Origin of the sequence: Romboutsia sp. 1001713B170131_170501_G6 (assembly GCF_015668195.1) — a bacterium.
GTDB lineage: Bacteria > Bacillota > Clostridia > Peptostreptococcales > Peptostreptococcaceae > Romboutsia_C.
In genome coordinates this window covers 384,368-399,623 of sequence record NZ_JADPFC010000001.1, presented here as the reverse complement: position 1 = coordinate 399,623, position 15,256 = coordinate 384,368, and the positions used below count along the sequence as shown (strand labels likewise).

The window sequence follows — 15,256 nt, the reverse complement described above, 5'->3', positions numbered from 1 at the left end:
ATTTTATGAATATAGATTTAATTTTTAAAATAGTTATGGCTATTGTGTTAATTGGTATTACAATAAAAGTAATTAAGTTTTTAGGTGGATTAGTCTTTAAAATAGCACTTGTACTATTTATAATACTTTTAGTTTATAGAATGTTTATCTAAAATAAAAAAATACCCCACTTAAAGTAAATTAAGTGAGGTATTTTCTATCTTAAAGTTTTTAAATCTATATATGCTTCAATTTGAGGTATATACAACATATGCTTTTCTTTTATATGTGTGTTTCCAAATTCCTTAAGTTCTTTTCCTTCTTTATCTTTAGTTATTTTATATTTTACAACTTCATTACCTTCATTTATACTTGCATTAAAAAACATTCCTTCATACTGCTTAAATCTAAAATTAAAATTATCTCTTGTAAGTTTTATAGTTATTTCTGTCATAACTCTTCCTTTCTTTATATATTTTAATTTTGTCTTATTATATCATAATTATAAATCATAAAAAAGGGCCATCTAATATTAGATAGCTCTTTTTTATATTAAAAATATAGCTCTTTAATCTTCATAGCATCATTGGTCCAACCATTATTTTTATGTATTAATTTTAAATTTTTGCCTTTATTTACTAGTATTGTAACTAACTCTTCTTTTCCTTTTTCTTGTACAATAAAATCTTCAACATTTTTTAAGGGTATCTTTGACAAATTACTTACCTCGGGTAATCCCCCTAATGGTACATGATATATTCCTTCTAAATATAGATTTTTATCCGTCAGTGTTACTATATATTCACTAACTATTTCTCCTGCTGCAACTAGTGATTGATTAGCTACAAACATATTAGTTAAAAAATTTAACACTAATTCAGTATTGCTTACTTCCCTATAACACTTCATACTAGCTCTTACTATTTCGTTGTCCTCTAATTCTAACTCCCTACTCATAAGACATTTCCTCCTAATGATGTGATTATTATGATTAATAAGTTATAGCTAGGTACTCTTATATAAGATAAGCTTTTCCTTTATTATACAATGTATAATTGACTCAATCAAGCAAATTAGTTTTTTATGTATATTTATATTATTTTTGTCAATAATATAAATGTTATTACATTACTCTCAGAATTTATAACATTTAAGAGGCTGTTGCAAAATGATTAGATCTAATCATTCTACAACAGCCTCTTTGCATTAAATATATTTTTCTGTATCTTCTGGTAGACCTTTTTCCTTTAATCTATATTCTACTATCTCTTTTAATATAGAGTATAGCCAAGCAAATAAAGGAACACCTATTATCATTCCAACTAATCCTAGTAACTTTCCTGCTACTAATAATGAGAATAATATCCAAAATGCTGATATTCCTATTGAATCTCCTAATATCTTAGGTCCGATTACATTCCCATCTAATTGTTGTATAATTATTATTATTAATATAAACCATAATGCTTTAATTGGAGATACAAACATTATTATTATAACTGAAGGTATGGCTCCAAAGAACGGTCCAAAGAATGGTATTATATTAGTTATACCTATTATTACTGATATAAGTAATGTATATGGCATTTTAAATACTGTAAGTACAATGAAAGTTAATACACCTATTATAGCTGAATCTATTATCTTTCCACTTAAAAACTTACCAAATGTATCATTTGCTCTGTTTGTTAATTCAATAACTTTATCAGCACTAGCTTTATTAAATACCGCATAAGTTACTTTTTTACTAAGTCCGCAGAACTTTTCCTTATCTATTAACATATAAATAGATATTATTAAGCCTAATACTATATTCCAAACACCTGATGCAGTAGTTTTTAACATGCCTCCAAGTACTGGAATTAAATTAGATATTATTTTTATAGTATAGTCTATAAATTCGTTCCACTTACCTACTGCTACTGTCATATATTCATTGTTTAAATCTATATTTTTAGTTAGACTTTCTATGAATACAGTTACATTATTTACATATGTTGGTATGTCATTAACAAGCCCTACCACACTATCTACTAACTGTGGTAACACAAATTGTATAAATAAATAAAGTATTATAAAAGCTGTTGTATAAGTTAATAATAAACTTATAGCTCTTTTACCTTTTTGTTTCATATTTTTAATTGAATCAAATACTAATACCTTTTCTTCAAAAAATACTAATATAAAGTTAAGTAAATATGCTATTACAAATCCTATGACAAAAGGCTGTAATGTTGACATAACCCAACTTAAGTTTTCAGTAAATGCTGGTAGTTTGTCTAATATATTAAAAAATAATAAACTACAGCATATAACTATAATCGCATACACCGATATGGTAGTATATTTGTTATTCCATTCAACTTTCATTTACGTTGTGATTCCTCCTAATTAAATTTACCTTTTAATAGCATAATTTTTTTACCTATCATTTAATTATAACCAATATAACATATTTATTGTCAATAAATTAATATATTTAATATGAATTTATCTTCATATTAAAATTTAATATTAACTACATAGTATTTCATCTTTGTATATTTTAATATTGTTAATTTACCAACACCATTTATTCCAATAAATTCTTTCATTTTCCCTTTTTATATATTTTATTATTTGAAGATATATACGAAATTTACTATATATTTGAAAGTTCATTTTCTCTCCTTTTAGTTTATCACCTGACTAGTACACTTAGTTTAAATTTTTGTATAATTTTAAATATTTTTGTCGAAATTAGTAACTTTTTCTGCGTTTAATACATATTATTTATTAGATATATGAAAATATATCTTTTAATTTAAATCTTAAATAATAAAAATATAGTGGAGGTTTTAATATGTTTGGAAACGATTTTAATATATTTGGAAGAAATAATGGTTTTTGTGATGATAACTTTTTTATAATATTACTTTTATTACTTTGTAATGATGGTTTTGGCTGCGGTCACGGTGGAGGCCATGATGGATGCCATGGTGGAGACCATGATGGAGACCATAATAGAAGATGTAATAATAATGAATTCTTTATATTTATAATAATCATTTTATTCTGCTGTAATAAAAAAGGACATGGCAATTGCTTAAGATAATATAAGTTATAATATATATATTAATTAACAAAAGGCACCTATTATAGGTGCCTCATTTTTATATACATTTATTTTTATGTCTTTATTTGAATTCATTAATTAATTTCAATTATTTTGTCGAAATTAGTAACTTTTTCTGTATTTTATACATATTATTTATTAGATATATAAAAATATATCTTTTAATTTTAAACTTAAATAATAAAAATATAATGGAGGTTTTAATATGTTTGGAAGAAATAATGATTTTTGTGATAATAACTTTTTTATAATATTACTTTTATTACTTTGTAACGATGGTTTCGGTTGTGATCGTCATGATAAATGTGATGATAAATGGGATCATCATGATGAATGTAATCATCATAACAAATGCGACGATAAAAATGGATTCTTTATATTTATAATAATAATCCTTTTATTCTGCTGTAATAAAAAAGGACATGGCAATTGCTTAAGATAATATAAGTTATAACATATATTAATAAAAAAGGCACCTATTATAGGTGCTTTTTTGTATATAATTTTTTATATTTTATTTAAATTAATTACATAACTTATTAATTTAATCATTTTGTCGAAATTAGTAACTTTTTCTGCATTTTATACATATTATTTATTAGATATATAAAAATATATCTTTTAATTTAAAGCTTAAATAAAAATACAATGGAGGTTTTACTATGTTTGGAAACGATAGATGTTTTTGTAATGATAACTTTTTTATAATATTACTTTTATTACTTTGTAATGATGGATTTGACTGCGGACAAGGTTGTGGATTTGATGATAATAATAAATGCTTTGTATTTATTATAATAATCCTTTTATTCTGCTGTAATAAAAAAGGACATGGTAATTGCTTAATTTAGTATAAATTATAATATATATTAATTAATAAAAGACACCTAGAATATAATAGGTGTCTTATTTTTATATATGCAATTATTTTTTAGATATCTTTTTTATCATTTCCATAATTTCTTCCATAGACTTTCCTTCTACTTCTTCTCTTAATTTATTTATATCGATGTCTTCTAATATATTGCTTGCATCATTATTAATATTTGATTTGCTTTTTTCATTTTGCTCATTATCAAAATTTATATTTGATGATATTTTTTTAGCCATTTCTATAATTTCTTCCATAGACTTTCCTTCTACTTCTTGCTTTAGTTTATTTATATCTATTTCTTCTAATATATTATTTACATTTGATTTATTTTCTTCATTTTGTCTATTATCAAAGTTCATACCCGATGATACTTTTTTAGCTATTTCTATAATTTCATCCATAGATTTACCTTCTACTTCTTGTTTTAATTCATCTATATTTACTCTTTCTAGTATTCGTTTTATATTCTCATTTATATCTTCATTATTTTTATTATTTTCACTATTTCCATAATTTAGATTCATTTTTGGCATCCCTCCATTCATTAGTTTTATAATTTCTTCAATTGAATTATTATTACTTTCGTTTAGTTTATAATCACTCATTAACATATTTGATAATAAACCATCTAGTACATTCATATCTTTTAAATTAGATTTTGAATATATATTTTTTGTATCATCATCTAGGTTCATTAAAGTTAATGGGTTAATTTCCTTATTATTAATATATCGTAGTAATAATTCTAGCAACTTGTTTGTGTTAATTTTCTTGCTTGAATTTTTGTTGTGCTCTTTTTCTTCTTCTTTATCATTTTGATTTACATTACTTTTAGTGCTATTATTTGATTCTATTAACTTGCATTTGTCACTACTCTCGTCTGATTTTTTGTTGTGCTCTTTTTCTTCTTCTTTACAATTTTTGTTGTACTTTCTTTCAACACTCTTATTTAAATTGTAAAAAGGAGATCTTTTAGAAATACTATCCATTAACATATAATCTTCATATTCTTCATAACTTTCTATTCTATTATTTTTCTCTTCAGAGTTCACAAAATAAGCCTCCTTTTATTAATTAAAGTATCTATACGACACCTTACATCATTATATGTATTAAATTTCTTAAGGGTGACTTATTTAAAATGCTTGATAAAGTGAATATCTCTTATATTTTTCCATCACTTATTGTTATATATATTTTATTTATTTTGGTAACTTATTGTTTCCTTTTAAATGTTTTTATCATATATGTATATTATGTAGTATTACTACTAAATTAAAATATTTGACATGGGGTGTTTGTATGCATAAAGATTGTATGGATAAAACTAAGAAGTGTAAAAAGTACTATGATTTAGATGATTGCCATTGTGAAAAAGAATATAAAAAAAATAAAGGTGCAAATTTAAAAATGTCTCCTATGTTTGTATATCCTGTAGACTTGTGCAACTGTGAAATATTTCATATATTATGTAATTGTATAGGAAGGATTGTTGGATTAAAGTTAGTAGATAATAATTGTATATTAAGACTTTGTATATGTGATGTAAATAGTTGCGGAGTTGTTGGTAAAACGCCATCCGGTAAGGGACCTATATACGTAAAACTTAATGCCATTCAATATATAGATTTTGGTAAAGAAACCTATGTTAATCCTCTATGTGGTACAAATTTGAGTATAGGTGTACAAGTACCTAAGGGTGAAATGGGACCTATGGGGCCTGCTGGACCTAAAGGCGCTAAAGGTGAAATGGGACCTATGGGACCTGCTGGACCTAAAGGCGCTAAAGGCGAAATGGGACCTATGGGACCTGCTGGACCTAAAGGCGCTAAAGGCGAAATGGGACCTATGGGACCTTCTGGATCTAAAGGTGAGATGGGACCTATGGGACCTTCTGGATCTAAAGGTGAGATGGGACCTATGGGACCTGCTGGACCTAAAGGCGCTAAAGGCGAAATGGGATCTATGGGACCTGCTGGACCTAAAGGTGAAATGGGATCTATGGGATCTGCTGGACCTAAAGGTGAAATGGGATCTATGGGACCTGCTGGACCTAAAGGTGAAATGGGATCTATGGGACCTGCTGGACCTAAAGGTGAAATGGGGCCTATGGGACCTGCTGGACCTAAAGGTGAAATGGGACCTAAAGGATATGAAGCTCCTGGTAAAAAAGTAAAAGAAAAATATATGCCTCCTAAGAAGATCCCTTATAAAAATTAATATAAAATATATAAAGAGGAAGCTTGATTATTATAAAGCTTCCTCTTTATATATTTTATATTCTTCTTTATCTTCTAATTCATTTACAAACTCTTCATTATTTTCTATTAGCCAAAGCTTTTTATTTCTAGAAAGTTTTTTTATATAACTTTCTAATTTCATAGCTTTACTTTTCGTATCACTTACAAAACATACTTCTAGTTTTAAAAAACCCCTTGACCGTGTATATTTAGAATTTATACCTTTTTCATGTTCTTTTATACGTCTTATTATATCGGTTGTATACCCTGTGTATAAAGAATTATCTCTACATCTTATTATATATGTAAAATGCATAAAATCATCCATCCTTAATTTTTAACTTTATAATATATAATAACATGTTTTAGATGTATTGTATTGCTTTTTAAAATTATTTTATCTTCACTACTTTACCAGGTATTCCAACAACTGTAGCTCCATTTGGTACATCTTTTAAAACAACTGCATTTGATCCTATTTTTGAATTTGATCCTATATTGACAGGACCTAAAACTTTGGCTCCTGCCCCAATTATTACATTATCACCAACAGTTGGATGTCTTTTTCCCTTTTCTTTTCCTGTTCCACCTAAAGTTGTTCCATGATATATAGTTACTCTACTTCCAACCTCAGCAGTTTCTCCAATAACTACCCCCATACCATGATCTATAAGTATTCCTCCACCTAATTTAGCCCCAGGATGTATTTCTATACCTGTCAAAAATCTTGAGATTTGTGATACTAACCTTGCTAAAAAAAATCTCTTATGACTATATAAAAAATGAGAAATACTATGCCCTATCCTTGCATGTATAGATGGATAAAGTAAAAATACTTCTGTTTTGCTTCTTGCTGCTGGATCATTCTCCATTATATACTCAATATCTGCTTTAATTTTTTCAAACATATAATCATCCCTCTATGATTTAATTAAATATATTTAAAGACATATATTTATCTAACCCATCTGGTGCTACTGTAACTATTTTCTTATTAGGAAATTTCTTTGATAATTCTAGTGCACCATAAATATTTGCACCTGATGATATTCCTACTAATATACCTTCTTTTTTAGCCATCAATCTTACTCCTTCATAAGCCTCTTCATCACTTACTGTAATAACCTCATCTACTATACTATGATCATAATTTTTAGGTATAAATCCTGCTCCTATACCTTGAATTTTATGAGGTCCTTTAATATTTTTAGATATTATAGGTGAACTTTTTGGCTCTAATGCTACCACCTTAATGTCTTTATTTTTTTCTTTTAGGTATCTTCCTATTCCTGTTAATGTTCCTCCTGTCCCTACACCACAAACAAAAATGTCTATGTCTTTAACATCATTTAATATTTCAACTGCTGTTGTATTGTAATGAGCATATGGATTATCTTCATTTTCAAATTGATTTAAACTTATATAGTTTTCATTATTTTCTATTAACTCTTTAGCTTTGTTTATAGCACCATCCATACCTAGCTTGCCATCTGTTAATATTAATTTGGCACCATAACATTTCATAAGAGTCCTTCTTTCTTCACTCATAGTGTCTGGCATTACTATTATAACTTCGTATCCTTTTAATGCTCCTACCATTGATAGAGCTATACCTGTATTCCCACTTGTAGCTTCTACTAATACACTTCCATTTTTTAATATATTTCTTTCTTCTAGCCCTTTTATCATATTTAAAACAGCTCTATCTTTTATACTTCCTCCTGGGTTGTATTTTTCTAGTTTTACATATATATTTTTATTACCTATATTATTAAGTTTTATCATAGGAGTATTTCCTATTGTAGATAGTATATTTTCATTAATCATAATTTGCTCCTTATATTTTAGTATTTATTTTTATTATTTTTTATTATATAAATATAAATCCCATAAATATATATATTTATACTCTGTAAAAAAATCACTTAATCAATCTTAAGAATATATGCCTATAAAATAAGTTAAGATATATCATAAGCTTATGATATATCTTAACTTATTTTATAGGTAATTAGTTCTATGGTCTTCTGGCTCCTCTATAGTGTTTTTCATAATAACCTGTTAGCTTAGATTTTTTAACTCCATCTTTTGGATTAGATGCATGTATAAACTCGCCATTTCCTACATACATTCCAACATGACTAACCCTACCTTTATTCATAGTATCGAAAAATATTAAATCTCCAACTTGTAAATCATTTTTCTCAACAGCTTGGCCAAACTTACTTTGTTCATATGATACCCGAGGTATATCTTTACCTAGTGCATTTTTATAAACATATTGAACTAGTCCAGAACAATCAAAAGATTTTGGTCCTGTTGCCCCCCATACATATGGCTTGCCTATTTGGCTTTCTAGCAATTTTATTGCATCATCCATCTTATTATTACTTTTTTTAACATTATTTATATTACTACTATTATTAACTTTATTTACGTTAACATTACTTAAAAGTGTCTCTAAATCATTAAGTTTATTTTGCTTCTCATTACTACAACTACAACTACATGTTTGGCTACCATTAAGCATACTATTAAATGTACTTTGTAATACAAAATCAAATACATTTGAATTATTATTTGTACAAGCTTTATTTTTTGAATTAGATTTACTTATAGCATTTAAAAGCTCTATCATAACTATTTGGTTAACATTCATACTAAATCTCCCTACTTACTTATATATAAAAAACCGTACATTAAATAATACGGTTATCATATATATATGTTTAGTATTTATGTCATATAATTAATAAAATAATTTTTCTCCTAAGTTTATAAACATTTGAAGTAATAGATATGATTTTATATCTATTTTTTCTCGTCCATTTATTATCTCTTTAGCTTCTTCCTTTGATACTAAAAATGCTTCTATATCTTCATCTTCTTCTAAAAACTCTTTACTTAAATTTCCATCACATAAACAATACACAAATGCTACTGATTCGTCAGTCATTCCTGGAGATAAATATAGTTTATCATTACTATTTATATTATTTATACTTATAAGTTCTAAACCTGTCTCCTCTTTTAATTCCCTTTTTACTGCTTTTTCTATACCCTCTTCATTATCTACAAGACCTGCCGGAAGTTCATATATATAACTATTTATAGGTACTCTAAATTGTTTTATAAGTACTAACTTCTTTTCACTTTTATGATACGCTGCTATTACTACTGCATCTATTTTATCTTCTTTATCATTCATATATATTTCTTTTAGATTATTCTCATCTTTTCTTGATGCTACCATCCAGTGTCTTGTGTCATTATTCTTATTTTCATACTTAACATCATAAAGTCCTACAAATTTAGTTTTAACTAATGTAGATACATCTTTTATTTTAGTCATATTTTACACTTCCTTTTTATTTATTCTATGTTAATATTATACTAGTGTATAATATATTTTTATAGTATATAAGTTATTATATTCATTTATGATTATTAATATTTTAATTATAAAGAAAGGATTATATATGGAAAATTTATTTTTATTTTATCTGCTAATTATAAATATAGCTTCTTTTTATTCAATGTATATAGATAAGAAAAAAGCCATAAATCATGAATATAGAATAAGCGAAAACACTCTTATGATACTATCATTAGTGGGTGGTAGTTTAGGAATGTTAATTGGAATGTATAGATTCCACCATAAAACTCAAAAAAACAAGTTTAAGATAGGAATTCCAATAATTTTAATTCTTCAAATACTGATTCTAACATAATAAAAAGCCTACAAGGTAATAAATACCTGTAGGCTTTTTATTAAAATTAAGATAATGTCTTAAATTCATATCCATTTGATTTGAAATATTCTATTATTTGAGGTAGTGCTTTTGCAGTTGCTTCTTTTCCATAAGTATCATGCATTAATACAACTACCATTTCTTTACCTTGTGCTGTCTTTTTAGCATATTCTACTAATTGCGCTGGAGTTTTTCTTCCACCTTCTGCATCTCCACTTAAAGCATTCCAGTCTATAGATGCCATTTTATTTTCGTTTAGATACTGATCTAATGGCTCCATACCTTTCCATGACATATGTCCTCCTGGACATCTTATAACTCTTGTTGAGAAGTTTGGACCTAAAGTGTCTTTTAATATCTTATCTGTTTTTGCAAAGTCACCTTTAAAATTATCTAAATTTAAAACTCTATTAGGATAAAGTATTTTATAATCATGGCTATAAGAGTGATTAGCTATTGCATGACCCTTATCAAATTCTTCTTTTATAAGTTCTTTAGCTTTTGCTCCACCACGTTCAATATTTTCTCCTGTTAAGAAGAATGTTGCTTTAACTCCGTACTCATCTAATATTTTTAATATTTGTGGAGTAACTGTTGTTGATGTACCGTCATCAAAAGTTAAAAATACTACTTTTTCTCCATTGTTGCTATAATCATATTTCTTTAATTTGTCAGCCACTTTTAATGCATCATAAGTATATTTTTTACCTTCATGATTAACTCCGACCATTCTTTTTTTAGCTTCTTCTTCTTCTTTACGCTTCTTTTCAGCTGCTAGTCTTTCCGCTTCAGCCTTTTTTTGCATTTCAATTTTTTCTTGCTTTTGTTCAGCTATAAATGATGCTGTCGCTCCGACTAACTTATAGCCTCCAAATATTATGACTATTGATGCTACTGAAACTAATGCTACTTTTTTAACATCAATGCGACCTTTTTTCTTAGAACCAAAGTTTATATTGTTCTTTTTCGCCATAAAAAGTTCCCCCGTTCTGTCTTTTATTGTCTATAATTGTTCCACATCTAATTATATAGCACTTATTTGTAAAAAACCACATGATAAAATTTACAATTTTGTATCCAACTATTTTATAATAATGATTTTTAATTTATCAAATAGGGGTATTGAATTTCTCTAGTTTGTATTATATCTAAATTTTTTAAATTATAGGAATTTTACTATTTTATTCCATGTTGTTTACAAAAATTTTTTTTAGTGTTATATTGATGGTGAAAACTTAACAAAACGTTTTCAGGAAAATTGTAAGACACTACTATTTAATCAAATTTAGGAGGGAATTACTATGGAAAACTTAAGAGGGAAAAAATTTGCTACAAAAGCTATTCACGGAGGACATCATAAAGATCCAGTATCTGGTGCTTTAACTACACCAATATTCCAAACATCAACTTTTGTATTCGACAGTGCTGAACAAGGTGGAAGAAGATTTGCTCTTGAAGAAGGTGGATACATCTACTCTAGATTAGGAAATCCTACAAATTCTCAATTAGAGGAAAAAATAGCTCTACTTGAAAATGGAGAAGCTTGTATGTCAACAGCTTCTGGAATAGGTGCGATAAGTTCTGCTCTTTGGACTGCTTTAAAAGCAGGAGATCATGTTGTTGCTTCAAAAACATTATATGGTTGTACATTTGCATTACTAAATCATGGTATAAGTAGATATGGTGTAGATGTAACTTTTGTAGATGCATCTAATATGGATGAAGTTGAATCTGCTATGAGAGAAAATACTAGAGTTGTTTATTTAGAAACTCCAGCAAATCCAGATTTAAAGATAATGGATATCGAAACTATATCTAATATTGCACATAAAGTTAAAGATTGTATAGTTATAGTAGACAATACATTCTGTACTCCATACATACAAAGACCTCTAGAATTAGGTGCAGATGTTGTTGTTCATTCAGCTACTAAGTACTTAAATGGTCACGGAGATGTTATAGCAGGATTTGTAGTTGGTAAACAAGACTTTATAAATCAAGTAAGATTATTTGGAGTTAAAGATATGACTGGTGCTGTATTAAGCCCATTTGATGCTTATTTAATACTTAGAGGTATGAAAACTTTACAGATAAGAATGGATAGACATACTCAAAATGCTATGAAAGTTGCAGAATTTTTAGAAACTCATAAAAATGTTATAAAAGTAAATTATCCAGGCCTTAAGAGCTTCCCTCAATATGAACTAGCTAAAAAACAAATGGATATGCCTGGTGGTATGATAGCCTTTGAAGTTAAGGGTGGATTAGAAGCAGGCAAGAAATTATTAAATTCTTTAGAATTATGCACTCTTGCTGTTAGTTTAGGTGACTGTGAAACATTAATTCAGCATCCAGCTTCAATGACTCATTCTCCATATACTCCAGAAGAAAGAGCTGCAGCAGGAATTTCAGATGGATTAATTAGAATATCTGTTGGATTAGAAGATTATGAAGATATAATAGCAGATTTAAAGCAAGGTCTTGATAGACTATAGTGATTTTTCTTTAATATATATTAGAGAGGTAATTTACCTCTCTAGTTTTTGTTTATATAACTTTTATAAATTAAATATTAATTGCTTACAATTATCTATATAATTTTTATTGCTATTTTCTATTTTTTCTTTAAGTTTATTTACATCACATTCACCATTTATAACTATACAATTTTTATTATCTATAATCTCTACATTTCTTTTAATATTTATACAAGATAAAATTCTATTTTGGCTTATACAAAAATTTATAGTATGATTTGTTCCGGAATTTTCATTGGTCTCACATACTATTAAAGCATTACTTAATCCACTTTGAATTCTATTTCTTCTTATAAAGTTACTTTTATGTATATTGCTTTCTAATGGATATTCACTTACTAAGCACCCTCTATTATCTACTATATCATTTGCTAACTTTATATTACTTTTAGGATATATATTATCTAAAGGACATGGTAAAACTGCTACTGTACTTCCAAATGCATCTAAACAACCTTTATGAGCTTGTTCATCACACCCTTTAGCTAGTCCACTTATAATGCTATATCCATCTTTTCCTAGTAAATTTGCCATATTGTAAGATGATTTTAAACCTTCTATACTAGCTCTTCTACTTCCTACTATGGCTATTGATTTATTATTTGTCATAGCACTATAATTTCCTTTATAAAAAAGTAATGTTGGTCTATCATTTATGTATCTTAACTTTTCAGGATATCTACTTTCTAGTATGCTTACAATTTTTATATTTTGTTTTATACAAGATTCTTTAATTTTATATGTTTTGTTAATAGCTATTTTTATATCATCTAATGTATATATTCGTTTTATTTTTCCTTTTAATTTAACTTCTCTAAGTAACTGTAAAATTTCTTTTTCATCATTTTTTATATTTTTGTTAGTGCGTAGTATGTATTCTATAGTTTTATTTCCTATATTTTGTAGGTTAAGTAATGTAAGTATTAAATCTTCCATGAACATCTCCTATTTATTATTTTAATTAGTTTAACCAATACAAATAATAATTATAAAAAGACTCACTAAAATAAGTAAGTATTTTTATATCTATATTTTATTACTTCAAAATTGTAAATTATGCAATTGTTAGAAATACAGTTATACCTTTCTTTTCATCTAATGACTCTATTTTATGCAAATATTTTTGCATAGTTGCTTATTTTTTTGCAACAATTCAATTTTATACTTTTTAAATTTTCAGATAATTCTTACTTAACTATATATATACAATGCTTTTATTTATTATTATCTATATCTGGCATATTATTTGCTTAATCTAATTATAATCATATTTTTGTTTACTTCTAGTGAAAATTATAAATTTCTAAGGGGGACTTTTATTTTATGAGTAAAAGAGAAAAAAAGCAAGCTACCTTAGTTGATGCATTAATACCAATTGTATGTTTAGCTTTATTTCTAGGTATATCTATATTTAAATACGGCGCTTCTCCTCATGTTCCTTTAATCGGTGGAGCTATAGTCGCTGGTTTAGTAGCTGTTTATAGACTTGGATTTGAGTGGAGCGAATTAGAGGAAAGTATGTTTTCTTCTATAAAAATGGCTATGCAGGCTATTCTTATCATAATGATAATAGGTGTGCTTATTGGAACTTGGATAATTAGTGGTGTTGTTCCATCTATGATTTATTGGGGATTAAAAATCTTATCTCCAGGGATATTCTTAGCAGCTACTACAATTATCTGTGGTATAGTTTCTTTAGCTACTGGTTCATCATGGAGTACTATGGGAACTGTTGGAGTTGCTCTTTTAGGTATTGGTCAAGGTCTTCAAATTCCAGCACCTATAGTTGCAGGAGCAATAATATCAGGTGCTTATTTTGGAGATAAACTTTCTCCTCTATCAGATACAACAAACTTAGCTCCTGCTATGGCTGGTGCTACTTTATTTGAACATATAAATTATATGCTTTATTCAACTATACCTTCTCTTTTAATATGCCTTGTTCTTTATGGCATAATAGGTATGAGATATGGAGGACAAGAATTAGACATGTCTAATATTAATTTAATAAGAGATACTTTGGCTAGTTCATTTAATACTCTATCACCTATATTATTTATACCTCCAATGGTGGTTATCGGTCTTGTAATATTTAAAGTTCCTGCTATACCTGGGCTTATATTTGGTGCTATTTTAGGGTTTGTATTTGCTATAGTATTTCAAGGTGCATCAGTTGGAGATATAATAAGTGCAGCTCATACTGGTTTTGTTTCTAATACTGGTATTGCAGAAGTTGATGAATTATTATCTAAAGGTGGATTAATGAGTATGATGAGTACTGTTTCTTTAACAATATCTGCTCTAGCTTTAGGTGGAATACTTGAAAAAACTGGTATGTTAGAGGCTTTAGCTTCAGCCTTACTTAAATTTGCAAAAGGTACATTTGGAGTTGTTTTTTCAACTATGGTTACATGCGTAATGACTAATACAGTAGCTGGTGAACAGTATTTATCTATAGTTATACCTGGAAGAATGTTTAAAGATGAATACGCAAAAAGAGGTCTTCATCCTAAAATGCTATCAAGGGCGCTTGAAGATAGTGGGACTATGAGTTCTGCCTTAGTTCCTTGGAATACATGTGGGGCTTACATCTATGGTACATTAGGAGTTAGTACTTTTGCCTACCTTCCATATGCATTCTTAAACTTAATAAATCCTATTGTTTCACTATTTTTGATAGCTATTAAATTTAAAATAGCTACAATCCCTAAAAAAGAAGTAAATAAATAAAATGCTAAAAAATAAAAGCATCCATATGG

19 protein-coding genes are annotated in these 15,256 nt (G+C 27.3%); 8 read left to right on the top strand and 11 right to left on the bottom strand.

What is annotated here, in order from left to right; all coding sequences use genetic code 11:
* The first annotated feature begins 5 nt into the window (after positions 1-5).
* Positions 6-152, top strand: a complete 147-nt coding sequence (locus I4U89_RS01975) for a hypothetical protein (protein WP_195937998.1) — start codon at positions 6-8, stop codon at positions 150-152.
* A 44-nt stretch (positions 153-196) separates the two neighbouring features.
* Here the strand turns inward: I4U89_RS01975 and I4U89_RS01970 are convergent, their stop codons facing one another.
* From I4U89_RS01970 to I4U89_RS01960, 3 genes are all read right to left on the bottom strand, one after another.
* Entirely contained in the window at positions 197-424 is a 228-nt protein-coding gene (locus tag I4U89_RS01970) for a hypothetical protein (RefSeq protein WP_195939183.1), read from the bottom strand.
* Positions 425-531: 107 nt separating this feature from the next.
* Positions 532-936 (bottom strand): hypothetical protein, encoded by a 405-nt coding sequence (locus I4U89_RS01965; RefSeq protein WP_195937997.1) that lies wholly within the window; start codon positions 934-936, stop codon positions 532-534.
* A gap of 249 nt (positions 937-1,185) precedes the next feature.
* Positions 1,186-2,349: an AI-2E family transporter gene (locus I4U89_RS01960; protein ID WP_195937996.1), complete on the bottom strand. Its 1,164-nt coding sequence runs from the start codon at positions 2,347-2,349 to the stop codon at positions 1,186-1,188.
* A gap of 472 nt (positions 2,350-2,821) precedes the next feature.
* Between I4U89_RS01960 and I4U89_RS01955 the strand changes: the two genes are divergently transcribed.
* The 3 genes from I4U89_RS01955 (at position 2,822) to I4U89_RS01945 (ending at position 3,945) form a co-directional block, all read left to right on the top strand.
* Positions 2,822-3,073 (top strand): hypothetical protein, encoded by a 252-nt coding sequence (locus I4U89_RS01955; protein ID WP_195937995.1) that lies wholly within the window; start codon positions 2,822-2,824, stop codon positions 3,071-3,073.
* A gap of 226 nt (positions 3,074-3,299) precedes the next feature.
* Positions 3,300-3,536 (top strand): hypothetical protein, encoded by a 237-nt coding sequence (locus tag I4U89_RS01950; protein WP_195937994.1) that lies wholly within the window; start codon positions 3,300-3,302, stop codon positions 3,534-3,536.
* 220 nt (positions 3,537-3,756) lie between these two features.
* Positions 3,757-3,945, top strand: coding sequence for a hypothetical protein (locus I4U89_RS01945; RefSeq protein WP_195937993.1), 189 nt, complete (start codon positions 3,757-3,759; stop codon positions 3,943-3,945).
* 73 nt (positions 3,946-4,018) lie between these two features.
* On the opposite strand, the gene I4U89_RS01940 is transcribed toward I4U89_RS01945, so the two are convergent.
* A complete protein-coding gene (locus I4U89_RS01940) occupies positions 4,019-5,020 on the bottom strand; it encodes a hypothetical protein (protein ID WP_195937992.1) in 1,002 nt (333 codons plus the stop codon).
* Between the two features lie 250 nt (positions 5,021-5,270).
* On the opposite strand from I4U89_RS01940, the gene I4U89_RS15560 reads away from it, so the two are divergent.
* Entirely contained in the window at positions 5,271-6,188 is a 918-nt protein-coding gene (locus tag I4U89_RS15560; protein WP_207744102.1) for a hypothetical protein, read from the top strand.
* Positions 6,189-6,218: 30 nt separating this feature from the next.
* Here the strand turns inward: I4U89_RS15560 and I4U89_RS01930 are convergent, their stop codons facing one another.
* The 5 genes from I4U89_RS01930 to I4U89_RS01910 all read right to left on the bottom strand — a co-directional run bounded on the left by I4U89_RS01930 (position 6,219) and on the right by I4U89_RS01910 (position 9,560).
* Positions 6,219-6,524, bottom strand: coding sequence for a GIY-YIG nuclease family protein (locus tag I4U89_RS01930; RefSeq protein WP_195937991.1), 306 nt, complete (start codon positions 6,522-6,524; stop codon positions 6,219-6,221).
* A gap of 76 nt (positions 6,525-6,600) precedes the next feature.
* Positions 6,601-7,116: a serine O-acetyltransferase EpsC gene (gene epsC / locus I4U89_RS01925; RefSeq protein WP_195937990.1), complete on the bottom strand. Its 516-nt coding sequence runs from the start codon at positions 7,114-7,116 to the stop codon at positions 6,601-6,603.
* A gap of 19 nt (positions 7,117-7,135) precedes the next feature.
* The gene (gene cysK, locus I4U89_RS01920) at positions 7,136-8,035 is read right to left on the bottom strand and encodes a cysteine synthase A (protein WP_195937989.1); all 900 of its coding nucleotides are present in this window, start codon (positions 8,033-8,035) and stop codon (positions 7,136-7,138) included.
* A 190-nt stretch (positions 8,036-8,225) separates the two neighbouring features.
* Positions 8,226-8,867, bottom strand: coding sequence for a C40 family peptidase (locus I4U89_RS01915; protein WP_195937988.1), 642 nt, complete (start codon positions 8,865-8,867; stop codon positions 8,226-8,228).
* A 90-nt stretch (positions 8,868-8,957) separates the two neighbouring features.
* Positions 8,958-9,560: an NUDIX hydrolase gene (locus I4U89_RS01910; RefSeq protein ID WP_195937987.1), complete on the bottom strand. Its 603-nt coding sequence runs from the start codon at positions 9,558-9,560 to the stop codon at positions 8,958-8,960.
* A 127-nt stretch (positions 9,561-9,687) separates the two neighbouring features.
* Between I4U89_RS01910 and I4U89_RS01905 the strand changes: the two genes are divergently transcribed.
* Entirely contained in the window at positions 9,688-9,939 is a 252-nt protein-coding gene (locus I4U89_RS01905; RefSeq protein WP_195937986.1) for a DUF1294 domain-containing protein, read from the top strand.
* Positions 9,940-9,985: 46 nt separating this feature from the next.
* On the opposite strand, the gene I4U89_RS01900 is transcribed toward I4U89_RS01905, so the two are convergent.
* Complete coding sequence (locus tag I4U89_RS01900; RefSeq protein ID WP_195937985.1) at positions 9,986-10,933, bottom strand: polysaccharide deacetylase family protein; 948 nt, start codon at positions 10,931-10,933, stop codon at positions 9,986-9,988.
* Between the two features lie 328 nt (positions 10,934-11,261).
* Here I4U89_RS01900 and megL point away from each other — a divergent pair, with 328 nt between their 5' ends.
* Positions 11,262-12,455 carry a methionine gamma-lyase gene (gene megL, locus I4U89_RS01895; protein ID WP_195937984.1) on the top strand — a complete coding sequence of 398 codons (1,194 nt, stop codon included), beginning with the start codon at positions 11,262-11,264 and terminating at the stop codon, positions 12,453-12,455.
* 63 nt (positions 12,456-12,518) lie between these two features.
* Here the strand turns inward: megL and I4U89_RS01890 are convergent, their stop codons facing one another.
* Positions 12,519-13,433, bottom strand: a complete 915-nt coding sequence (locus I4U89_RS01890; RefSeq protein ID WP_195937983.1) for a DNA-processing protein DprA — start codon at positions 13,431-13,433, stop codon at positions 12,519-12,521.
* Positions 13,434-13,820: 387 nt separating this feature from the next.
* Here I4U89_RS01890 and nhaC point away from each other — a divergent pair, with 387 nt between their 5' ends.
* Positions 13,821-15,227: a Na+/H+ antiporter NhaC gene (gene nhaC, locus I4U89_RS01885; RefSeq protein ID WP_195937982.1), complete on the top strand. Its 1,407-nt coding sequence runs from the start codon at positions 13,821-13,823 to the stop codon at positions 15,225-15,227.
* Positions 15,228-15,256 lie beyond the last annotated feature (29 nt).